This is a genomic window from Chelativorans sp. ZYF759 (assembly GCF_012911015.1).
In the GTDB taxonomy this organism is placed as follows: Bacteria; Pseudomonadota; Alphaproteobacteria; order Rhizobiales; family Rhizobiaceae; genus ZYF759.
Genome location: NZ_WVVV01000001.1, coordinates 29,632 through 52,022, shown reverse-complemented (window position 1 = coordinate 52,022; position 22,391 = coordinate 29,632). Strand labels below are relative to the sequence as shown.

The following is a 22,391-nucleotide window of genomic DNA, read 5'->3' as shown; positions in this document are numbered from 1 at the left end:
CCTTGCCTAACTGGGCCGCGCGAGGAGCATGTTGAGCGCGTTCCAGCTGTCCCGGTCCGGTGCAAGCAAAAACGGGCCTTCCCGCAAGGCCGGACGGTAGGCCTGCCCATCGCACAGGGCCGAATGGCCGCCGGCTTCCGCATGCAGCAATTGTCCAGGCGCATGGTCCCATGGCATCAGCCTGCCATTGAGGCCGAACTCCTTGGCACCCGTCACCAGCATCCGGTATTCATAGGCCGAGCAGAAATAGCTGGTGACGCCGCCAAGCCGCATCTGGCTCAGGGCCAGGGATTGCCGGTGAGCGGGCTCGAACAAGGGCAGCGCCATGAAACCGGACATGTCTGCGGTCGTGGTTCGGGTCGAAACGCTGCAGCGCGTGGCCTGCCCGGAAGCATCGGCCCGCCAGGCACCGCCGCCGCGCACCGCCGCCAGGGTGTCATCGCTCATCGGGTAATGGATCCAGGCGGCAATCGTTTCGCCGCGCCGAACGGCCGCCACCATGGTGGCGAACATCGGCACGCCATGGGCGAAATTCCATGTGCCGTCCACCGGATCGATGATGAAGGCAAGCTCGGCATCCTCGATCGTGTCGAGCAGTGCGGCATCGGTCGCAACGGCTTCCTCGCCGATGATCGCACAGCCCGGAAAAAGCTGCCGCAACCGCTGCGCCAGCGCCTTCTCGGTCTCCAGATCGGCAATGGTCACCAGATCGTTGACGGCGGATTTCTGCGCGATCTCGTGGGTTGCCAGCATGCCGAAGCGCGGCCTGATCTGCGCTTCGGCGACCTCGCGCAGGAGATCGGTGACAGCCTGCATTTCCGACGTGTCGAACGTGGTTCTCATGCGACCGGCTCGCCTGTGCTGAAGCTGATCGGCGACCCGAAGTCCCCAATATAATGCATGTGCGAGACGATGCCGCGATCCGCCTGCCAATGATGCAGCATGAAGGCCGCAGGCTCGAACACGAAGGCCGGCGGGCCGTCGGGACGCAGATCGAGCGGCACCTGATGCGCGATCGAAGGCGCGATCTGCGCGATGGTCCCACCAAGGCGGATCTGGACCGGACGATGGACATGGCCGCACAGCACGCGTTCGACCTGCGGGTGGCGTGCCACTATCTCGGCGAAGGCCTTGCCATTGGCGCATTTGATGCGGTCCATATGGACGATGCCCGTGTCGAAGGGCGGGTGATGCATGAAGATCACGGTCGGGCGGTCCGGCTGGGCGCCCAGCGTCCGGTCGAGCCAGTCGAGACGCGCGCCGCACATCTCTCCGGCCCCGAATTCCGACGGGTTGACCGTGTCGAGCCCGACCAGGCGAACGGGATGGTCATCGACGGCGTAGTGGAAGAACTCGTCGGCACCGTCGAGATATGGGACATCGCCGAACGCCGCCAGCATCGCGGCGCGATTGTCGTGATTTCCCGGGATGACGAAGAGCGGGATTTCGAGCGCCGCGAGCAGCTCGCGAATGAAGACGTACTCTTCCGGCGTGCCCTTGTCGCCGAGATCGCCGGTGAAAAGAACGACGTCCGGACGCGGGTCGAGCAGGTTCAGTTCCTCGACCGCGCGCCGCAATGCGCCCGCCGTGTCGAAGCGGTTGTAAAACAGCGTGCCGGGCACGCCGACATGGGCATCGGAAATCTGGGCAATGAGCATTGGGTCGGTCTCGACGAGGGAAAATCGGGCGGGAGAAATATGGCGCTACGTAGCGCCCTATCTTTAACAGCCAAATGACACTGCGATGCAACATGGACAAGCGCCGACATGCAGACCGAGATCGCCCTGGGGCTGCAGGGCCCACTCAGCGTCAGGCCCGCGACATGCATGACGGCAACGGCGTTCTTTGACCCAGAGACATGACGGCCCAGACGTGGCACAAGGCCGCGTGATTGACGCGCCATTATCCGAAGCGGAGCTTGCGATGACCCAGTTTTCCTATCCCGACACGCAACTATTGATCGATGGGGAGTGGCGCGACGCCGTTGGCGGCGACTGGATCGACGTCATCGACCCTGCCACCGAGGAGAAGATCGGCCGCGTGGCCCATGCCAAGCGCCCCGATCTGGATGCCGCGCTTGCCGCCGTTGAGCGGACGGCACCCGAATGGGCGGCGACATCTCCCTTTGACCGCTCGAAGCTGATGCGCAAGGCGGCAAATCTGCTACGCGAACGCGCCGACCGGATCGCCTGGATCATGTCGCGCGAGCAGGGCAAGCCGATGCCCGAGGCCCGGATGGAAGCGCTGGCGGGCGCCGACGTCATCGACTGGTTCGCCGAAGAGGCCCGCCGCACCTATGGCCAGATCATCCCTGGCCGTGCGCCAGGCGTCATGCAGATGGCGATAAAGCTTCCGGTTGGCCCCGTGGCGGCCTTCACGCCGTGGAACTTCCCCATCAACCAGGTCGTGCGCAAGCTGTCGGCCGCGCTTGCCGCAGGCTGCCCGATCATCGTCAAGGCGCCCGAGGAGACGCCGGCCTCGCCGGCCGAACTCGTGCGCGCCTTCGTCGATGCCGGCGTGCCGGCCGGCGTGGTGAACCTCGTCTATGGCGTGCCGGCCGAGATCTCGGAATATCTTATCCCGCATCCGGTGATCCGAAAGATCTCCTTCACCGGCTCAACCCCGGTCGGCAAGCATCTGGCGGCGCTCGCCGGCCAGCACATGAAACTGGCTACCATGGAACTCGGCGGTCACGCCCCGGCCATCATCTTCGACGACGCCGATCTCGAGAAGGCGGTGAAAATCATGGCGGGTTCCAAGTACCGCAATGCCGGCCAGGTCTGCGTGTCGCCGACCCGCTTCCTCGTGCAGGAAGGCGTCTACGAAAAGGTCCTCGAAGACTTCACCCAGGCAGCCAAGGCGGTGAAGGTGGGCAACGGGCTCGAAGACGGCATCCAGATGGGACCGCTGGCGAACGAGCGCCGAATTCCCATGCTCGAAGAATTGATTCAGGACGCTCTCGACAATGGCGCCGAGCTGAAGACCGGCGGCCGCCGGATCGGCAACAAGGGTTATTTCTTCGAGCCGACGGTGCTCGCCAACGTGCCGAAATCCGCCCGCATCATGAATGAGGAGCCGTTCGGGCCGGTCGCGGTGTTTGCGCCCTTTGCGTCGCTCGACGATGCCGTCGAGGAAGCCAACCGTCTTCCCTTCGGGCTCGCCTCCTACGCATTCACCCGCTCGCCGCAGACCATGCAGGAACTGGGCCTGAGGGTTCAGGCCGGCATGACGTCGATCAACCACAACGGCCTCGCTCTGCCCGAGGTGCCGTTTGGCGGCATCAAGGATTCCGGCCATGGTACGGAAGGCGGGTCGGACGCCATCGAGGCCTATCTGAGCACCAAATTCGTCACCCAGCTTCCCGGCTGATACGCGACAGCTTTTTGCACCAGTAGCAATGCATGAACGGGGCCTCCGCCCGGGTTGGATGGAGATCGGTACAGCGGTTCATGCGATGTCGCCCAGCATTTCCGGGCTAGTGGGGATCAGCGGCTTGATGGCCGCGAGCGCGGTCTTTTCCGTCAGCGTGCCGCGACGCTACAGGTGCAGTTCGCCATTGCGCGCGTCCACCCGCACTTCCTCTGTCGTGCGGTCGCCCAGCAGCAGAAGCGATGCGGCAAGATTGGCCACGGGGCAGGCGTGGTTCGGCAACACGAGAAGCTTGGAGCCGATGGCGGGGCGCATTCCCGCATGCGCCACGAAGCCGTGTTCCTCCGACAGCCGATCAACCGGCAGCGGTGCGTCGCGGCCCACAACCCACGCCTCGCCGTAGCCTTTGCCGGCCCGCGTCCCATGAGGTCCGAGATCGGAACTCAGCGTCTTGGAACCGGCATCGATGATGGCATGCGTGTCGTTGCACGCGATCACGGTCGCGGCGACCGCGAGCGAGAGATCGCTGCGATGCGCAATGCCCAACCGAATGGCGGTCAGGTCGAAAAAGACATAGTTGCCGGGCCGCAATTCGGCGATGCCCTCGAACCCGGCATGGGCACATATGGTGGGCGTGCTGCCGATGGAAATGATCGGAACCGCGATCCCGCCGGCCGTCAGCCTGTCGCGAAACCCATGCAGAATGGCCAGCTCCTGCCGGGCAATCTTTTCGATTCCGTCACGACCGTCAGCTCCATAGGCCTGCCCCGCATGAGAGATCAGGCCGAGCAGTTCAAGCTCGCAGCCGGCGATCCGCTCGGCAAGAGCTACGCCACGCTGGCTTTGTGGATCCACGCCGACCCGGCCAAGGCCGACATCAACCTTCAGGAACACACTTGCCGGGATGCCTGCCATTCGACTTCCCGCAACGAGGCTGTCCAGTCCTTCCTCGCTGTCGCAGATCAGCCGCAAGCCTATGCCGTGTTCGGCGCCGAGCCGCAGCAGCGCAGCGACCTGGCGTGGCTCGACCAGTGGGTAGGCGATCGTGACGGGACCGATGCCCGCGCGGATGAAGACGGCGGCCTCATTGGGCCGCGATGCAGTGATGCCTGAAGCACCCGCAGCAATCTGTCGGCGCGCGATGGCGATGCTTTTGTGGGTCTTGATGTGAGGGTGGAGCGCAGCGGCACCGCCGACCCGGTCCTGCATCGCCGCGATGTTGGCGTCGAGCACTCGCGCGTCGACGACGACGCGTGGCGTGGCAGCCTCCGTGAAGCCGACAAAGTGCCGCTCCAGGTCGAGCGGATCGCCCTGATAGTTCATTGTCATCGAGACTTCCTGTCCTACCAGACCACGGGATGCGTGTGGCCGGTCTGGACGTTGACGAGGCCTTCGGGCGCGTGTTCGCACGGGGCGACCAGCACCCAGCGCCACGGCGCGCAGGTCAGCGTCGCGAAGGCGAGGCGCTCTGGGAAGCCGGCCCACCAGCGCGGCGAGGAGCTCGGCTCGTACATCCATTCGATGCTTTCGGCCTCGGCGTACATCTTCTGCATGTCGGCATCGAGCGCCTCGGCCGGGCGGCACGACATCAGCCCAGCCACCTCGTAGCGGACCGTGGCCACGAGCTCGCCTTCGCGCACCAGCGCCCATCCGCCGCCGATCTCGGCCAGCGCATTGACCGCCATGGCCATGGCCGCGTCGGAGGAACCCACGCACCAGATATTGTGCTTGTCATGGGCGAGCGAACTGGCGAGCGCGGTGTCGGGCGTGCGCGGACCGGTGCCTGCCCAGAACATGCGTGAGACCGATCTGGTGCCAGAATAGCGGTCGACGATCGCGAATTTGGTGATGTTGCGGCCTGCGTCGCGCTGCACCTGCTCATCTTCGACGGGCAGTTCATAGACGAGGAAATCGTCTTCCCAATGGAAGGGACGCAGAACCGCGGCCTGCATGGTCTGTCGCCCTGGCTTTGCGGCGATGGCAAAATCCGCTGCCGAAAGCGCGCCGCCGATCCGGATCGTGTCGGTCGCCCAGCCGGGCCAGTCGATGGCCGGCACGGGCTCGGTATAGGTACTGCCCTGCGAGACCAGCCGGCCGTCGGCCCACACCTCGGCAATGGCGAACTCCTCGAGATCCGACAGAAGCACCAGATCGGCGAACCGGCCGGGCGCGATCGACCCGACCCAGGGCGTCAGGCGCATATGGCGGGCGGGGTTGATGGTGACGCACTGGATCGCGATCTCGGGCGCCAGGCCCGATTGGATGGCCAGACGCACATTGTAGTCGGTCGCCCCCTTCTCAAGGGTCTCGGTGGCGCTGCGGTCGTCGGTCGTGAACGCGATCTGCGACCAGTCGGCCAGGCCGCGCGCAAGCAGGCCCTCGATCACCTCCGGCATGGAATGGGGTCGCAGTTCCATGAACAGGCCGTGCGAGAGCTTGTCCCAGAACTCCTCGGCCGTCCATGCCTCGTGGTCGGAGGCGAGCCCCGCAGCCGCGAAGGCGTTGATCGTCGGCAGGTCGCGCAGGCCAGCCGCATGGCCTTCGACGACGCCGCGCTGCTCGAAGGTCGCCTCGATCATCCCCCAGAGACGTTCATGCGATGGGTTGGTCGCGTCCCAGACAGCCGGCCAGTCCATCACCTCGTCGAGGCCGGCCACCATCAGGCTGTCCTTCATGAAGCCCTTCTGCTCCTCGTAGCCCAGCCAGCCTCCGCCATGCTCGTAGCTGGTCGGCGGTACGGCCGAGCCCGGCAGCGGGAAGATCTTCAGGGGTGAGCCATGCCGGCGTGCCGTCATCCAGAATTCGAGCGTGCGCGATCCGCGCACATTGGAGAATTCGTGGCTGGCCTCGCAGGTCCATGTGTTGCCGCGGGGCAGCACGAGGGCAGCCTCCCATTCGGGCGTCAGATGCGAGCTCTCGATATGCTTGTGCACCTCCCCCAGCCCCGGGACGGCGATCAGCCCGGGTCTTTCGACGGTGCGCTTCGCCGTGCCGGGATAGGAACCGGAAGGACCGACATAGGCGATGCGATCCCCGGCCACGACGATCTCCTGATCGTCCATCCAGGTCCGGGTCGCCGTATCGAGCAGCCGGCCGATCCTCAGGCACAGATCGGCGGGCGCCTTTCCCAGCGCGACGAGGACCAGTTGTTGGCGGAGGCTGACTTCGGAGCGTGCGCTGATCATTTCGAGATGTTTTCCGGGGTTGCGGGGAGTTCGGACGTTCCGGGGAAGCAGACCGACAGGATCCTGCCGGAGGCGGGGCCAACGGCATAAAATCCGTGATCCATCGACCCGTCGAAATAGACGGAATCTCCGGCGGCCAGCAGCACCGGCGTATAGGGACTCATCTCGAACACCACTTCACCCTCGAGGACATAGACGAATTCCTCGCCCCGATGGGAGCTGCGCACCCGCGGTCCATCGGCTTCGCGTGGGCTGATCTCGATCAGCATCGGCTGCAGCGACTTGGCGGCAATATCAGGGGCCAACGCCTCGTAGATTCCCATGTCATTGCGAAAATGAGTGCCCGCGCCAGCGCGTGTGATCGCTCGGGTAGCGCCGGAAAACCGCATATGGCCGCCGCTGTCCAGCAGTTCCACGAAGTCGATGTTCAGTCCGGAAGCCAGCCGGGTGAGAACACCGTAGGCGGGCTGGCTTTGCCCATTCTCTATCTTCGAAAGCGCTGAGATCGACACGCCGGTCCGCTTGGAAACGTCTGCAAGAGTCCATGCGTTCTTGCGGCGCAAATCGGCGAGGATCTTGCCTACCGCGCTCGACCTATCGTACCGCGCCGACTGCATTTCCGCCGGTTGGGTCATTTCACTTTTCCTCCCGCAATTGTGCCCGCACTCACCCCTCCTCAGGTGGGGACACAGGCCCCTTTCTTTCGACGATCAGGCCGTAATGGCGCGGCTCTCGGTGGCGCGCCAGGTCGAAAATCGTCTTACGGTATAGTGTTCCCAGATCGAGATCGCACCGGGCGACCACCACCTCGTCATGCGTCGAAGTCGCCATGGCGACGACCTGACCCGATGGTGCGACGATCATCGAGTTGCCGATGAGCCGGGACCCTTCCTCGAGCCCAGCCTTAGCCGTGGCAATGACCCATGTCGAGTTCTGATAGGCGCCTGCCTGGAGGGAGAGTTGGTTGTGAAAACCGGTAAGACTGTCGAAGTCGAAATCGCCAGTATGGTCATCCGGCGTGTTGTAGCCCACAAGAATGATCTCGGTGCCCTGAAGAGCCATCACGCGGTAGGTCTCTGGCCAGCGACGATCATTGCAGATGCACATGCCCATGACCGCGCCCATGGTGCGCCAGACGGGGAAGCCGAAATCGCCAGGCTGAAAATAGTATTTCTCCAGATGCTGGGAGGTGCGGCCCGGTTGTGGCGCGTCATATCCCGGCAGATGAACCTTGCGGTATTTGCCGACGATCCTGCCTGCGCGATCCACCAGAATGGACGTGTTGAAGCGCTGGCGCGCGCCGCTTTCGGATGCCAGTTCGGCATATCCGATATAGAAGCCCACCCCTAGGCGCTTCGCCTCCTCAAAAAGCGGCAGCGTCTCTGGACCCGGCATTTCAGTTTCGAAAAATGCGTCGATTTCCGCAGGATCTTCCAGATACCAGCGTGGAAAGAAGGTCGTCAGCGCAAGTTCGGGAAACACGACCAGTTCCGCACCGCGGCCGTGCGCTTCTCTCAACAACGAGATCAATCGCGCCACGACCTCTTTTCTAGGGTCGGAGCGCGCGATCGGCCCCAGCTGTGCGGCCGCTCCCATGATTGAACGGGACATGCTCAATTGTTCTCCATTGGAAGAATGCAGCATTGGTCGGCCAGGAAACCGATCCCAACCGCCTCTCCTTGTTGCAGCGGCTGAGAGAAGGGACCGTTGGCCACAAGGGGTCCGGCTGGCGTGTCGATGCGGTACTGATAGGTGCGGCCGAGATAGGTACGAACACCGATGGTGCCGGGGATTGTGCTGTTCGACGGCGCGCCGATCGCGAGACCTTCCGGGCGCGCTCCAATCACAAAGCGATCCCCCACCGGGCCGGTCGCCGCGAGCGACAGCGTGGTGCGTACACCGCCTGCAGCCTCGCAGATGACGCGGTCTCCATCCCGTTCCACGACGATCATGGGGACGAGGTTCTCGAAGCCGACGAAGCGGGCCACGAAGGCGTTTACGGGCCGAGTAAACAGCGTCTCTGGTGCGTCGAGCTGGACGATACGACCGGCATCCATGATGGCCACGCGGTCAGAGATCGAGAACGCCTCCTCCTGATCGTGCGTCACGTAGATGGCGGTGCGCTTGTTGGCGCGCTGCAATTCGCGGATCTCGGAGCGCATGTCGACGCGCAGCTTGGCGTCCAGGTTGGATAGGGGCTCGTCGAGCATCAGCAATGGGGGATCAATGACCAGAGCGCGAGCCAGCGCGACACGCTGGCGTTGGCCTCCCGACAATGCAGAGGGATAGCGATCGGCGAACGATGACAGTCCCACCCGCTCCAGCATCGCCGCGACGCGCTTGCCCCGTTCCGGTTCCGCCACCTGGCGCTGTTTCAGCCCGAACCCGACATTCTGGGCGACGGTGAGATGAGGAAACAGCGCATAGTTCTGGAAGACGATGCCGATGCCGCGCCTGTAGGGAGGAAGTCCAGTGACATCCCTGCCTGAAAGGGCAATGCTGCCCGACGAGGGCCTGATGAACCCCGCCAGCAGGCGCAGCGTCGTCGTCTTACCGCAGCCGCTTGATCCCAGGAGCGAGACGAGTTCCCCGTCTGCGACCGACATGTTCAAGCCGTGCAGGACCTGCGAGTTCCCGTAGTGAGCTACAATATCGTTCAGGCTGACGGCATTGCTTTGCATGAGATTCCCTTATTTTACAGCCTTGCCCAGGCCCAGCGTGCGTTCCACCAGTGCCATGACGATGATTGTCACGCCCATCAGAAGCACCGATACCGCGGCCACGGAGGGGTCGAAGAACTGTTCGACGTAGGTGAACACCTCGATCGGCAGCGTGCTGACCCCCGGCCCGGTGAGAAACAGCGATACCGCCACGTCGTTCAGCGAGGTGATGAAGGCAAGAACCACCGCCGCGATGACGCCGGACCGGATGTTGGGAAGGACGATCGTCAGAAAGACCTTGATCGGGTGCATGCCCAGGCTGACCGCCGCTTCTTCAATAGAGAAGTCGAACGAGGACAGGCTCGCGCTGATCACGCGCACCATGTAGGGCAGGCAGATAATGGTGTGGCCGACGATGAGGGCGGTGGTAACAGGCAGTTCGAGCGATACGATGACTGTTTTGAGCAGCGAGAAGCCGAACACGATCTCCGGCACGAACAGGGGAAGCAAGAAGACCGAACCGAACCACGCGGGGATCGTCTTGCCGAAACGTGCCAGGCCATAAGCGGCAAAAAGGCCGATGGCCAGCGCAATGGATGTCGCGCTGATGGCTACCTGCATCGATGTCTGGAAGGAGGCCATGAAGCTGCGCTGCTGCAGCACGTTCCCGAACCATCTGAGCGAGAAACCTTGGGGAGGAAAGGCCAGATAGGTAGTGTCGCTGACGGCTGCTCCGATCACGATCACGATCGGCGCCATCAAGAACGCCATGACCAGCCACCCGATCGCAGCCACGACAGGATTCACGGACCGCTGTTGCATCACGCCCTCCCCTTCGGCGACAGGCGCTTCGCCAGCATGCCAAGCGCCACAAGCGACAGGGCCGTCAGCACGATCATGATGGTTGCAATCGTGTTGGCGGCCTCCCAGTCGAAGGAGATGATCGCCTTTTCGTGCAACAGCGTGGCCAATGTCATCTGGCGCTCGCCGCCCAGCAGGCGCGGCGTGACGAACGTGGCCAGACTGCCGGTGAAGACGAGGATCGAACCTACGACCATCCCCGGAAGCGCAAGCGGGAAGGTCACCTGACGGAAGACGCCGAAGGGAGACGAGCCAAGCGATTCCGCCGCCGAATAGAGATCCTGGTCGATCGTTTCCAATACCCCGACAAGCGACAGGATCATCAGCGGTAGGAAGAGGTAGACCATGCCAACCAGAACGGCCCCCTGGTTGAACAGCAGGCTTAGCGGTGCATTGATCAGGCCAAGCTCGATGAGCGCATTGTTGAGGATGCCGTTGCGCCCGAGGATCACCATCCAGCCGAATGAGCGTACAACCACGCCGGTCAGAAGGGGAAAGACGGAAAGCAGAATCAGGATACGTTTCGTGCGCGGACCGCTTCCGGCGATCAGATAGGCCGCGAAAAATCCGGCGGCCAGGGCAATCGCGGTCGTTGCAAAAGCGATCCAGAAACTGCGCAGCACAACCATGCGATTGTAGTCGCTGGCAAAGAAGCGGCGATAGTTCTCGAACACGCCGAGCGGGTTGGAAAAGCTCTCGGCGAGTGTGCTCCCCACCGGTACGGCAAGCAGCGCGAACACTGCCATGGTTGCCGGCAAGACCAGCAACCATGGCGCAAGGGCGGTGACCCGGTTCGTGCGTGTAATGGTGTCAGCGCCCATCGTTCTGGATCACTGGCCGAAAATGGCGTTCCAGCGGGTTTCCCAATCGGCCCTGTTGTCGAGCAGATCGCGATAGGGAGAGCTTTGCAGGCCCATCACCTGCTCCTCGCCATATATGACCTGTGCAGCCTCTTCGTCCGACAACTCGACCGCCTTGTTGACGGGCCCCGTCCGCAGGGCCACGGCACCGTCTTTTTGCGCCTTCTGGCTCAGCTGCCAGTCGATGAAGGCGTGAGCGAGTTCGACATTCTCCGAGCGCGCGGCAATGTTGAGCGTGTTCATCATCCGGAAGTTGCCTTCGCTGACCTCCGCCCACTCGACGGTGGGGATGGCCGCCTTGATGGCTGGGAAAGCAAAATCCTGAACCAGTCCGATATAGACCTCGCCCGTGGTGAAGAGGTTGGTCAGTTCCGATCCCGAATTGTAAGTCTTCAGAATGTTGGGTTCGAGTTCGGCCATGGACGCGAAGGCGGCGTCGGGGTCTTGGAAAGCGTCCACGCCGACGCGCTTGGCGGCCATCAGAACCGTAAGCGGGCCGGAGGTGGTGTTGAAGCCGGGCATCGCGATCGCGCGGCTGAATTCGGGCCGCCAAAGATCTTCCCAGGAGGTGATCGTCTCGTCGACCTTGGCAGTGTCGTAGATGATGCCGTACTGGCCAAAGGTGACCGCAGGCCCGTAGTCGCCCTGGGGGTTTTTGGCAGGTTCGTAGAGGTCGTCGAAATTGGACAGCAGCGCCGGGTCGATCGGGGCGAAGGACTCAGAATCGATGCCCTGCTGCGAGAACACGTCGGTAAGATAGATCAGGTCGACGCCGCCGCGGATTCGCAGCCGGTTCAGGCGGTCAGGTGCATTGCCCGTTTCCAGCACGATCTTGACGTCGTGCTCCTGCTCGAAGGGTTCAAACAGGTTGGGGATCAAGAACTCGTTGCTGTAGCCCCAGTCGGAAATCACCAATTGGCGGTCTTGGGCATGAGCAGTGAAGGCTGTGGCTGAGAGAAGGGCGAGCGCGGCAATACGCGTCAGAAAGGCAGCAGATGGCATGGTTCACCTCTGAGAGTGGCGGCATTCGAACGATTTTCCGAATAGAGAAATTTTCTCTTTCTGTCAAATCATAGGCAGCGGCCATGGTGTGATGAAACTTTGTGCAGATCAGGTGCGGCGCACGCGACGGAGCCGTCCTGCCAGCCGGCGCGATGTCAGGCCACTCGACGTGGTCGTGATCCGCCCAGGTGAGATGGCGTTCGAGGTGCATATGCTGACATTACGCGGCCGCTGCCGAAAGGCGGATCTGCGCCCGGCGACCATATTGTGCCTCTGGCGTGATTGACGTACGTCAGTCCGGTTCGGTACTTTCGATGGGGGAGGAAAGAGACGCGTGGATCGCCCGACAGTACATGACATCGCCCGAGAAGCCGGGGTCAGCCTGGCCACGGTCGACCGCGTGCTGAATGCGCGCGCAGGCGTACGCCAGAAGACCATCGACAAGGTAAACGACACGATTGCCAGGCTCGGCTACGTGCGTGACACCTCCGCCGCAAACCTTGCCCGGCAGCGGCGATACACTTTCGCATTCGTCTTGCCAGAAGGTCCTAGCCAGTTCGCCGAGTCCATTCGCGCCGCGCTGCGTGACGCCTATTCGTCCCAAATTGCCGATCGTCTGGTGCTGCGCATAATCTCGGTGCCGGCCAATGACCCACATGCCATCGTGCGGGCGCTGCTTTCGCTGGATCCAAGGAAGCTTGACGGCCTGGCGCTGATGGTCCCGGAAACGCCGCAGGTGCGCGACGCCCTGGCCCGCATCAAGCAGGAAGGCATCGCGATCGTGGCGATGGTCTCCGACCTGCCCAACTCGCCACGGGATTATTTCGTCGGCACGGACAGCATAGCCGCGGGCCGCACGGCGGCGCTCCTGATGGGGAAATTCGCCCGCAAGCCAGGCGAGATCCTGCTTGCAACCAATTCGATGAGGTCCCGCGACAGCCTGGAGCGACGGCTCGGGTTCGATGCAGTGATGCAGGCCGACTTTCCGCACCTTACCGTCATCCCGACAATCGAATCCTTCGACGATCCCGAAAGGATGGAAGAGCTGGTTTTCGGCATGCTGATCCGGAAACCTCAGCTGGTGGGCCTCTATTCGATGGGGTCCGGCAATCTGTCGGTCCTGCGGGCCTTGCGGCGAAGCACGCGTGTGGGAGAAATCCCGGTCATCATGCATGAACTGACGCCGCCGACGCGCGCCGCCCTGATGGCCAATGAGGTTGATGCCGTCATTGCGCAGAATGTGGGGCATCTGGTGCGCAGCGCTATCCGTGTCCTGCGCAGCTTGAGCGACAATCTGCCCATATTCGAACCCCAGGAACGGCTGCGCATCGAGATCGTGCTGCGCGAGAACCTGCCTGAGTCCGGGTAACTTTCATCATTCGAACACTGGAGGCGCGAGACGTACATCAAGATTCAAGTTGAAATGAGGTACGCACATCATTTATGGTGAGCCGTCTCCCCGATACGGGGGGATCGTCCGGGGCCATCGTGCCAGCCGGAAATCTGGGAGGAGAGAAATCATGAAGATGAAGACCCGCATGCTTGCGGCAACGGCTCTCGCCGGCCTGATGAGCGGTGCCGCCACGGGTGCGCAGGCCGCCGACCTGACCCTTTGCTGGGCCGCCTGGGATCCGGCCAATGCGCTGATCGAGCTGTCGCGCGATTTCGAAGAACAGTCAGGCCACCGGATGAGTTTCGAGTTCGTGCCCTGGCCCAATTTCGCAGATCGCATGCTCAACGAGCTGAATTCGGGGGGGCAGCTCTGCGACCTCATGATCGGCGACAGCCAGTGGATCGGGCTGGCTGCCGAGTCCGGCCATTATGTCCAGCTGAACGAATTCTTCGATGCCGAGGGCATCAGCATGGATGCCTTCATTCCCGCCACGGTCGAAGGCTATTCGGAATGGCCGAAAGGCACGCCGAACTACTGGGCGCTGCCGGCCTTTGCCGATGTCGTCGGCTGGACCTATCGGCGCGACTGGTTCGAGCGTCCGGAGCTCCAGGCCGAATTCCGCGAGGCCTATGGCCGCGATCTCGACGTTCCCGAGACGCTCGCCGAGCTGAAGGACATCGCCGAATTCTTCCAGGGGCGCGAGATCGACGGACGGACCGTCTATGGCGCCGCCATCTACACCGAAAGGGGCTCCGAAGGGATCACCATGGGTGTGACCAATGTGCTGTATAATTACGGCTTCACCTATGGCAGCCCGGACAATCCCTATGATCTCGAAGGCTATGTGAACTCGCCCGGCGCGGTGGAGGGGCTGGAGTTCTACAAGGAACTCTACGAGTGCTGCACGCCCCCCGGCTCCTCGGACTGGTACATGTCCGAGACCATCGACGCCTTCCGCTCGGGCCAGGTGGCCCTTCAGATGAACTTCGCCTTCATCTGGCCAGGTGTCGATCAGGATGCCAATGTCGGTGGCGATCGTTCCGGCTACTTCCCCAACCCTGCCGGCCCTGCGGGGCATTTGGCCCAGCTCGGCGGACAGGGCATTTCCGTCGTGTCGTATTCGCAGAACCGCGAGGCGGCACTGGAATACATCAAGTGGTTTGCCCAGCCGGAGGTCCAGCAGCGCTGGTGGGAACTCGGCGGGTTCTCCGCGCTGAGCGCGGTCGTCGAAGCCGACGGTTTCGCCGAAAGCCAGCCTTATGCGCAGACCTTCCTCGATTCCATGGCGATCGTGCAGGATTTCTGGGCCGAGCCGACCTATGCCGAACTGCTGCTGTCTATGCAGAACCGCGTCCACCGCTACGTCGTGGCAGGCGAGGGCACGGCACAGGAAGCCCTGGACGCTCTGGTGCGCGATTGGACCGAGGTCTTCGAAGACGACGGCAAGATGTAGGTAGATGCGGGCGCCCTGACTTCTGGGGCGCCCGCGCCGTTCCGTACCGCAATACAACCTTGTCCTGCCGCCAGGCTTGCCACCAGGGAAACGCGCATGTCCGTTACCGCGATTGACCGCATCGCGAAGGCGACCCCGCCGCGGGTCGCCCGCAAGATCCACGGCCTGTCAGACCGGACGATTGCCTGGATCTTCATCGGGCCCACGATCGTGCTGCTGCTGGCCGTCAACATCTTCCCGCTCCTGTGGACCATCTATCTGAGCTTCACCAATTTCAGGGCGAACCGTCCGAACGCTGATGTGGAATGGGTGGGCCTGCAGAACTACCAGCGCATCCTGAGCAATCCGGAAATCTGGCAGACCATGCAGGCGACGGCGCATTTCCTGTTCTGGACGCTGTTCTTCCAGGTCCTGATCGGGTTCGCTCTGGCGTGGCTCATCAATGCCAAGTTTCGCGGCAGCAATTTCTGGACCACCGTCATCGTGCTGCCGATGATGCTGTCGCCAGCGGTGGTGGGGAATTTCTGGACGTTTCTCTATCAGCCGCAGATCGGCGTCTTCAACTACGTGGTGGGCTTCTTCACCGGCGCGGATCCCAGCGGGTTCTCGATGATCGGCGATGTCCGGCTTGCCCCCTGGGCGATCATCATCGTGGACACCTGGATGTGGACGCCCTTCGTCATGCTGATCTGCCTTGCAGGCCTGCGTTCGATCCCGGATTCGATCTACGAGGCGGCCGAATGCGACCGGGCATCGAAATGGCGCCAGTTCTGGACGCTCACGGTTCCGATGATCATGCCATTCCTCATGTTGGCGGTGTTGTTCCGCGGGATCGAGAACTTCAAGATGTTCGATCTGGTGGTGCAATTGACAGGCGGCGGACCGGGCTCTGTCACCGAACTCACCTCAATCAACCTCAAGCGTGAAGCCTTCGAGAAATGGCGCACGGGCTTTGCGTCGGCTTATGCGGTCATTCTGTTCGTCACCGTCTTTGGCCTCGCTTCGATCTACGTCAAGGCTTTGAACAGGGTGAAACAACGATGAGCAGTTTCTCGGTCACCGAGCCTTCGCGGCGGCTGAAATGGATCGCGGGCCTGCTGGTCGTCGGCTATGCGCTGGTCACGCTGATGCCGCTGATGTGGATCATCGCCACCGGCTTCAAATCCTCAAGTGACTCCATCGCCTATCCGCCCAAGGTCGTGTTCGAGCCGACGCTGGAAGGCTACGTGAACCTGTTCACCGTCCAGAACCGAGCCAGCCCGGAGCAACTGGCCGCCAACCCGCCCGAGACCTGGTACGAGCAGATCGTTCACGACAAGGGCATGATGATCAGCGGTCCTTCGCGCTTCGGCGAGCGCTTCATGAATTCGGTCATCATCGGCTTTGGTTCGACCTTTCTGTCGGTGTTCCTGGGAACGCTCGCGGCCTATGGCTTCTCGCGCTACCGGGTGCCGCTGAAGGACGACCTGCTGTTCTTTATCCTGTCGACGCGGATGATGCCGCCGATTGCGGTCGCCATACCAATCTTCCTGATGTTTCGCGCGACCGGCCTGTCGGACACGCATGCGGGCATGATCCTGCTCTACACGGCGGTCAATTTGTCGCTGGCGGTCTGGCTGCTCAAGGGGTTCATCGACGAGATCCCGCGAGAATACGAGGAGGCTGCCCTTATCGATGGCTACACGCGTTTTCAGGCCTTCTACAAGGTCGTGCTGCCGCAGGCCGCGACAGGCATCGCCTCGACGGCAATCTTCTGCCTGATCTTTGCCTGGAACGAATATGCCTTCGCCGTGCTGCTGACCTCCGGTACGGCGCAGACCGCCCCGCCCTTCATTCCCACGATCATAGGCTCGAGCGGGCGCGACTGGCCCGCGGTTTCTGCCGGGGCGACCCTCTTCCTGCTACCGGTCATCGTTTTCACGATTCTCTTGCGCAAGCATCTGCTGCGCGGGATCACATTCGGCGCGGTGCGCAAATGAGGACTTTCCTTGATGGTTTGATGCGGCTGCGGCGCGGGCCGTGGGAAATGCTCGCCTCCCTGCTGATCGGACTGGGCGTGGTCATGCTGATGCAGCCATATCTTCTCTGGGCCTTTTCCTGGTCCTTCATCGTCACGCTGACGGGCACTGTCATGTTCCTCGTCGTCAGCCATTTTCCGGAATAAGCATGGCCGAGATTGTTATTCACAACCTGCGCAAGGAATTCGGCAGCTTCACCGCCGTCCAGTCCTCGAGCTTCCGGATCGAGGATGGCGAGTTCTTCATGCTGCTCGGTCCCTCGGGCTGCGGCAAGACGACGACGCTGCGCATGATCGCGGGGCTGGAACTGCCGACGTCGGGCGAAATCTTCATCGATGGCGAGGAAGTCGGCCGCAAGCCGGCCAGCCAGCGCGACATCGCCTTCGTCTTCCAGATGTTTGCGCTCTATCCGCACATGAACGTGCGCCGCAACATCAGCTATCCGCTGGCCAGCCAAGGCATGCCGCGTGCCCAGATCCGCGAGAAGGTGGCCGAGGTTTCGCGCATACTCGGCATTGAGGGGATACTCGACCGCCCCGTGGGCGGGCTTTCCGGCGGCGACCGGCAGCGCGTGGCGCTTGGGCGCGCCATCGTGCGCAATCCCAAATGCTTTCTCATGGACGAGCCATTGGGGGCGCTGGACGCCGAATTCCGCGAGCGCATGGCGGAGGAACTGCGCGCACTTCACGACCGCATGGGGGCGACGACCGTCTATGTCACGCACGACCAGCTCGAAGCCATGCAGATGGGCGACAAGATCGTGGTGATGAACCATGGCGTGATCGACCAGTTCGGCGTTCCGCGCGACATCTACGACAAGCCCGCCACGCTCTTCGTGGCCGGTTTCATCGGCTCGCCAGCGATGAACCTGCTGCGCTTTCGCGGTCGGCTGGGCATCGGTGACCGCCAGGTGACGCTGCATCACCAGCAGATCGCCGTGCCGGCCATGCGCGTCGCCTTCGAAGGGGAGATGGTGCTGGGCGTTCGGCCCGAAAACGTCCGCCTGTCCGATGACGCGCCCTATCGCGCCAGGGTGCTGGCCAGCGAATATCTCGGCACCACGCAGATCGTCACGCTGCAGACCGAGGACGGCCAGATCAAGGCGCGGGTAACCGCGCAGCAGGTGGCGCGCATGGACGAGACGGTGGGGCTGACCTTCAACCCGGGCACCATCACCCTGTTCGACGCCCAGTCGGGGCGGGCCCTGCGTTCGGAACTCAACGAGGGAGTGCTGCAGCATGGCTGAAGTCAGGCTTGCCGGCGTGACCAAGTCCTTCGGTACGACGCCGGCCGTGATCGACATGGACATGAGCATGGGCCATGGCGAGTTCATGGTCCTGCTGGGGCCCACCGGGGCGGGAAAGACGACGACGCTGCGCCTGATCGCGGGGCTGGAGACGCCCGAGCGCGGCGACATCCTCATAGACGGACGATCGGTGGTGGGCGAGACGCCCGCGCAACGCGACGTCGCGATGGTGTTTCAGCAATACTCCCTTTATCCCCACATGACCGTGCGGGAAAACCTGGCATTTCCGCTGCGCTCGCCGGTGCTGCGAACGCCGCCCGATGAGGTGCGCCGGAAGGTGCAGCAGGTGGCCGAAACCCTGCAGATCGCGCACAAGCTGGACAACAAGGCGACCGCCTTGTCGGGGGGCGAGATGCAGCGCGTGTCCATTGGGCGCGCGCTGGTGCGCGATCCGGCGCTGTTCTTGATGGATGAGCCGCTCAGTTCGCTCGACGCCAAGCTTAGGGCCGATCTGCGCGTGGAGCTCAAGCGCATCCATGCCGAGCTCGGCGCCACGCTGCTCTACGTCACCCACGACCAGATCGAGGCGATGACCATGGCGACCCGGATCGGGGTTCTGGAAAATGGCCGACTTGTGCAGATCGGCACGCCACGTGAAATCTACGAGCAGCCGCTGAACCTCTATGTCGCCAGCCGGCTTGGCCAACCGCGCATCAACGTCCTGCCGGCCAACCTGTTTCCCGGCGCGCCTGCGGGCGCAGGGACGATCGCGCTGCGCCCCGAGCATATCCGCATCGGTCAGGGCAGACCCGCCAGCGTGGTCAGGATCGAGCATCTGGGCGACCAGACCAGACTTCACCTGGTGCTGGAGGGGCATCCGGTGGTGACGCTGTCTGAGCCCGATCTGGATTTGGAACCGGGCGACACCCTGCCAATCGAACCCGTCAACGCTCTCTATTTCGACGCGGCCGGCGCGCGTATCGCCTGAGGAGGATCCCATGAAGCAGTTCATCAACTCGAAGGAAACGCTCGTCACCGAGGCGATCGATGGACTTCTGCGCACGGCAGACGGACGGCTGGCGCGGCTGGATGGCTATCCGCACATCAAGGTCGTTCTGCGCAGCGACTGGGACCGCTCGCGCGTGGCGCTGGTGTCGGGCGGCGGGTCGGGCCACGAACCCAGCCACGCCGGCTTCGTGGGGCAGGGAATGCTGACGGCGGCCGTCTGCGGCGAGGTCTTCGCCTCGCCCTCGGTCGATGCCGTTCTGGCTGGCATCCTCGCTGTGACCGGAAAGCCCGGCTGCCTGTTGATCGTCAAGAACTACACCGGCGACCGGCTGAACTTCGGACTGGCGGCCGAACGCGCGCGCGCACAGGGCCTGAAGGTCAACATGGTGATCGTCGACGATGACGTGGCGCTGCCAGATTTGCCGCAGGCGCGCGGCGTTGCCGGAACCCTGTTCGTGCACAAGATCATCGGCGCGCTGGCCGAGCAGGGTGCCGATCTTGACACGCTGACCCGCGAGGCGCGGCGCATCATCAAGGGTGTCGTGTCCATCGGCATGTCGCTCGATACCTGCACGGTTCCGGGTTCGCCCAAGGAGGACCGCATCGCTCCGGGCAAGGCCGAGCTCGGACTGGGCATCCACGGCGAGGCGGGAATCGAGCAGGTCGATTTTTCGACGGCGCGGGACGCGATGGAAAAGGTGGTCGCGCGCCTGACGCCGAAGATCGGCTCGGGCCCGCATGTGGCATTGCTGAACAATCTGGGTGGCGCGACGCCGCTGGAAATGTCTGTACTCGCGGAAGAGCTGGTGCGCTCGCGCATCGGCGAGCAGATCCGCTGGCTGGTCGGGCCGGCGCCGCTGATGACTTCGCTGGACATGCAGGGCTTCTCCGTTTCGCTGCTGCCGGCCACCCAGGCCGACGAGGCAGCGCTGCAGGCCCCGGTTGCGCCATGGGCATGGCCCGGCTGCAAGCCCGTCGGCGAGATCGAGATCATGGTCCTGCCAGACGGGTTGGCCCCGATACAGCCCATTCCCTCGCGCAACGACACCACCCGCGCTCTGATCGAACGCTGCTGCAACGCTCTGATCGCGGCTGAAGGCGATCTCAATGCGCTCGATGCCAAGTCCGGAGACGGCGACACGGGCTCGACGCTCGCTACCGCCGGGCGCGCCCTTCTCAAGGCGCTGGACCGCTTGCCGCTGGCCGATCACACGCAACTCTACCGCGCGATCGGGCTTGAACTCAGCCAGACGATGGGAGGGTCGTCGGGCGTGTTGCTGGCGATCTTCTTCGCCGCCGCCGGTGATGCGTCGGCCAGCGGGGCCAACACGATCGATGCGCTCAAGGCCGGCCTCGACCGGGTCCAGCAGGTGGGTGGCGCGCGTCCCGGTGACCGCACGATGATCGACGCACTAGCCCCTGCGCTCGAAGAACTCTCCCGTTCGCCCGCCCAGGCAGCCGCGGCGGCGCGGTCTGGCGCGGACGCGACAGCTCAGATCAGGCGCGCCCGGGCGGGCAGGGCTAGCTATCTGGCCGAAAACAGCATTCTGGGGCACAACGACCCCGGCGCCGAAGCCGTCGCGCGTCTTTTCAAAGAGTTGGCTGCGGCAGACGCAAAGCTGGTGGGCAGCCTGTGACAACTGACCCCGAACCTGGCGATGCCACGCCTTGATGAGTGCGGCCGGGTCGTTTCGCTCGCCCGGTGAGGACAATTCGCCAAGGCAATGAGGGAATTGCCCAGGCATCACACTTTGAATGCCGCGGCCTGCATGGTGTCGAGAGGCTTATGCGGGAGCGCTTCCCGATCTGGCCCCTTGGGCTTGTTGCGAATGCTGCGTATGGCTCCGCGGCGAACCTTGGGTGGCTAGTCGACGAAAAGGGCATCGCGCCGCCCATCCCGGTGTTCGACAAATCCGCCGGCGACGATGGCAGCTTCGAGCGTGCCGACCTCATCTACTATCCTGAGGATGACAGTCACCTCTGCCAGGGCGGCAATCGGCTGCGCCGGTCCAATCGCAGCTTCAGCAAGCCGGCCGGATGCCCACGACTGGGATGGGGAGGTTTCCTGCCCTACGGCTTCTGAGCTGGGAAACTGGAAAAGGGTCATCGTCGTGGCAGCAACGCTTCGACGGGAATGCGCCCCTTCAGCTCAGCCGCAGGGCTGCGCTTGACGTTGCCTGACCGCCGCCGTGCCAAAAGAACTGCGCCAGAGACCGGTTTCGCGCTGATTGACTCGCTCCTGATCAGGGTGCATATGATAAGTCTACTTATCATTTTCCGATGTGGCCGGACTTTTTTGGGGGGTTCCAGTGGTCGCGAGGAATCAGAAAGGGAGGAAGAAACCAATGATGAAGAAAGCTCTTGTCTCGGCCCTTGCCGCTGCATGCGTCGCCACGGCCTCATATGCCGTTGCGCGCGATCTAAAGCTCGCCGATTTCCAGCCGCCGACCCATTTCATCCTCGACCAGGTCTACAAGCCCTTTGCCGAAACGATTTCGGAAAAGACAAATGGCGCGGTGACGGTCAGCATCTATATGGGCGGCGAACTGGGGCCCGGACCCGCCGAGCAGTATAACCGCGCCGTCGATGGCGTCGCAGATATCGCCTTTGGCCTGCCGGGCTATACCGCATCGACCTTCCCCAAGACACTGCTGGCTGAACTGCCCGGTGTCATATCGGTGGAGACCGGAACCGAGCGGATGCTGGCCAATATCGACATGCTGGACGACGAGTACCGGCGCGTCGTGCTGCTCGGGATCTGGAACAACGCCCCCGGCATCCTCTTCATGGCCGACAAGCCCATCCGCACAATGGAGGATCTCCGTGGCCTGAAGATCCGCGTGCCGTCGCGCAATTCCGGTCTCGTGGTCGAGGCATGGGGTGCCACCCCGGTGTCCATGCCTGCGCCCGAAATCTACAACGCCATGCAGACCGGCGTCGTGGACGGCGCGATGATCGATGCCACGACGCTGACCGCCTTCCGGCTCGGCGAAGTGACCAACTACATCACCATGGGAATGGAAACCGCCATCTCGGATTTCTTCCTGGTCATGAATCGCGACAGCTTCAACGATCTGAGCGAGGAGTATCAGGCGGTCGTTCGCGAAGCCGGGCGCGAGGCGGCGATCCGCGCCAATGCGGCCTGGCTTGCCCTTGCCGACAAGACGCTGGATGACTTCGCAGCGACCGACGGCAAGGAACTGATCGTTCTTTCGCCCGACGAAGCAGAGAAGTTCAATGCCGCCTCCGCGCCTGTCGTGGAGCAGGTCATCGAGCAGGTGGAGGCCAGCGGTGTCCAGGCCAGGGCCTATGTCGAAGCCCTGCGTGGCGAGTGAA

Annotated in this window: 21 protein-coding genes; 11 read left to right on the top strand and 10 right to left on the bottom strand. The window is 63.2% G+C overall.

Features of this window, described 5'->3' with window-relative positions; genetic code table 11:
* Window positions 1-6 precede the first annotated feature (6 nt).
* Both GRZ55_RS00250 and GRZ55_RS00245 read right to left on the bottom strand, forming a co-directional pair.
* Window positions 7-843, bottom strand: coding sequence for an inositol monophosphatase (locus tag GRZ55_RS00250; protein WP_246734436.1), 837 nt, complete (start codon window positions 841-843; stop codon window positions 7-9).
* A complete protein-coding gene (locus GRZ55_RS00245; protein WP_169284879.1) occupies window positions 840-1,658 on the bottom strand; it encodes a phosphodiesterase in 819 nt (272 codons plus the stop codon). The genes GRZ55_RS00250 and GRZ55_RS00245 overlap by 4 nt, the downstream gene beginning before the upstream one ends.
* A gap of 265 nt (window positions 1,659-1,923) precedes the next feature.
* Between GRZ55_RS00245 and GRZ55_RS00240 the strand changes: the two genes are divergently transcribed.
* Window positions 1,924-3,369 carry an NAD-dependent succinate-semialdehyde dehydrogenase gene (locus tag GRZ55_RS00240; RefSeq protein ID WP_169284878.1) on the top strand — a complete coding sequence of 482 codons (1,446 nt, stop codon included), beginning with the start codon at window positions 1,924-1,926 and terminating at the stop codon, window positions 3,367-3,369.
* Between the two features lie 168 nt (window positions 3,370-3,537).
* Here the strand turns inward: GRZ55_RS00240 and GRZ55_RS00235 are convergent, their stop codons facing one another.
* The 8 genes from GRZ55_RS00235 to GRZ55_RS00200 are packed head-to-tail and all read right to left on the bottom strand — an operon-like array spanning window position 3,538 to window position 11,937.
* Window positions 3,538-4,698, bottom strand: a complete 1,161-nt coding sequence (locus tag GRZ55_RS00235; protein WP_169284877.1) for an alanine racemase — start codon at window positions 4,696-4,698, stop codon at window positions 3,538-3,540.
* 14 nt (window positions 4,699-4,712) lie between these two features.
* Entirely contained in the window at window positions 4,713-6,554 is a 1,842-nt protein-coding gene (locus GRZ55_RS00230; RefSeq protein ID WP_169284876.1) for an adenine deaminase C-terminal domain-containing protein, read from the bottom strand.
* On the bottom strand, window positions 6,551-7,189 hold the full coding sequence (locus GRZ55_RS00225) for a helix-turn-helix domain-containing protein (protein WP_246734435.1): 639 nt from the start codon (window positions 7,187-7,189) through the stop codon (window positions 6,551-6,553). The genes GRZ55_RS00230 and GRZ55_RS00225 overlap by 4 nt, the downstream gene beginning before the upstream one ends.
* 31 nt (window positions 7,190-7,220) lie before the next feature.
* Window positions 7,221-8,165 (bottom strand): N-carbamoyl-D-amino-acid hydrolase, encoded by a 945-nt coding sequence (locus GRZ55_RS00220; RefSeq protein ID WP_169284875.1) that lies wholly within the window; start codon window positions 8,163-8,165, stop codon window positions 7,221-7,223.
* A 2-nt stretch (window positions 8,166-8,167) separates the two neighbouring features.
* Window positions 8,168-9,235 carry an ABC transporter ATP-binding protein gene (locus GRZ55_RS00215; protein WP_169284874.1) on the bottom strand — a complete coding sequence of 356 codons (1,068 nt, stop codon included), beginning with the start codon at window positions 9,233-9,235 and terminating at the stop codon, window positions 8,168-8,170.
* Between the two features lie 9 nt (window positions 9,236-9,244).
* Window positions 9,245-10,036: an ABC transporter permease gene (locus GRZ55_RS00210; RefSeq protein ID WP_169284873.1), complete on the bottom strand. Its 792-nt coding sequence runs from the start codon at window positions 10,034-10,036 to the stop codon at window positions 9,245-9,247.
* Window positions 10,036-10,896: an ABC transporter permease gene (locus GRZ55_RS00205; RefSeq protein ID WP_169284872.1), complete on the bottom strand. Its 861-nt coding sequence runs from the start codon at window positions 10,894-10,896 to the stop codon at window positions 10,036-10,038. Before GRZ55_RS00205 ends, GRZ55_RS00210 begins: the two co-directional genes overlap by 1 nt.
* A gap of 9 nt (window positions 10,897-10,905) precedes the next feature.
* Window positions 10,906-11,937: a PotD/PotF family extracellular solute-binding protein gene (locus GRZ55_RS00200; RefSeq protein ID WP_169284871.1), complete on the bottom strand. Its 1,032-nt coding sequence runs from the start codon at window positions 11,935-11,937 to the stop codon at window positions 10,906-10,908.
* A 334-nt stretch (window positions 11,938-12,271) separates the two neighbouring features.
* Between GRZ55_RS00200 and GRZ55_RS00195 the strand changes: the two genes are divergently transcribed.
* The 10 genes from GRZ55_RS00195 to GRZ55_RS00150 all read left to right on the top strand — a co-directional run bounded on the left by GRZ55_RS00195 (window position 12,272) and on the right by GRZ55_RS00150 (window position 22,390).
* Window positions 12,272-13,306, top strand: a complete 1,035-nt coding sequence (locus tag GRZ55_RS00195) for a LacI family DNA-binding transcriptional regulator (protein ID WP_169284870.1) — start codon at window positions 12,272-12,274, stop codon at window positions 13,304-13,306.
* A gap of 151 nt (window positions 13,307-13,457) precedes the next feature.
* The gene (locus tag GRZ55_RS00190) at window positions 13,458-14,783 is read left to right on the top strand and encodes an ABC transporter substrate-binding protein (RefSeq protein ID WP_210257161.1); all 1,326 of its coding nucleotides are present in this window, start codon (window positions 13,458-13,460) and stop codon (window positions 14,781-14,783) included.
* 96 nt (window positions 14,784-14,879) lie between these two features.
* Window positions 14,880-15,827, top strand: a complete 948-nt coding sequence (locus GRZ55_RS00185; protein ID WP_169284869.1) for a carbohydrate ABC transporter permease — start codon at window positions 14,880-14,882, stop codon at window positions 15,825-15,827.
* The gene (locus tag GRZ55_RS00180; RefSeq protein ID WP_169284868.1) at window positions 15,824-16,762 is read left to right on the top strand and encodes a carbohydrate ABC transporter permease; all 939 of its coding nucleotides are present in this window, start codon (window positions 15,824-15,826) and stop codon (window positions 16,760-16,762) included. The genes GRZ55_RS00185 and GRZ55_RS00180 overlap by 4 nt, the downstream gene beginning before the upstream one ends.
* Window positions 16,759-16,947 (top strand): hypothetical protein, encoded by a 189-nt coding sequence (locus tag GRZ55_RS00175; protein ID WP_169284867.1) that lies wholly within the window; start codon window positions 16,759-16,761, stop codon window positions 16,945-16,947. The genes GRZ55_RS00180 and GRZ55_RS00175 overlap by 4 nt, the downstream gene beginning before the upstream one ends.
* 2 nt (window positions 16,948-16,949) lie before the next feature.
* Complete coding sequence (locus tag GRZ55_RS00170) at window positions 16,950-18,047, top strand: ABC transporter ATP-binding protein (RefSeq protein WP_169284866.1); 1,098 nt, start codon at window positions 16,950-16,952, stop codon at window positions 18,045-18,047.
* A complete protein-coding gene (locus tag GRZ55_RS00165) occupies window positions 18,040-19,035 on the top strand; it encodes an ABC transporter ATP-binding protein (protein WP_169284865.1) in 996 nt (331 codons plus the stop codon). The genes GRZ55_RS00170 and GRZ55_RS00165 overlap by 8 nt, the downstream gene beginning before the upstream one ends.
* Window positions 19,036-19,045: 10 nt before the next feature.
* Window positions 19,046-20,692, top strand: coding sequence for a dihydroxyacetone kinase subunit DhaK (locus tag GRZ55_RS00160; protein WP_169284864.1), 1,647 nt, complete (start codon window positions 19,046-19,048; stop codon window positions 20,690-20,692).
* A gap of 149 nt (window positions 20,693-20,841) precedes the next feature.
* Window positions 20,842-21,138 carry a hypothetical protein gene (locus tag GRZ55_RS00155; RefSeq protein ID WP_169284863.1) on the top strand — a complete coding sequence of 99 codons (297 nt, stop codon included), beginning with the start codon at window positions 20,842-20,844 and terminating at the stop codon, window positions 21,136-21,138.
* Window positions 21,139-21,400: 262 nt separating this feature from the next.
* Window positions 21,401-22,390, top strand: a complete 990-nt coding sequence (locus GRZ55_RS00150) for a TRAP transporter substrate-binding protein (RefSeq protein ID WP_169284862.1) — start codon at window positions 21,401-21,403, stop codon at window positions 22,388-22,390.
* The last annotated feature ends 1 nt before the right edge of the window (window position 22,391 follow it).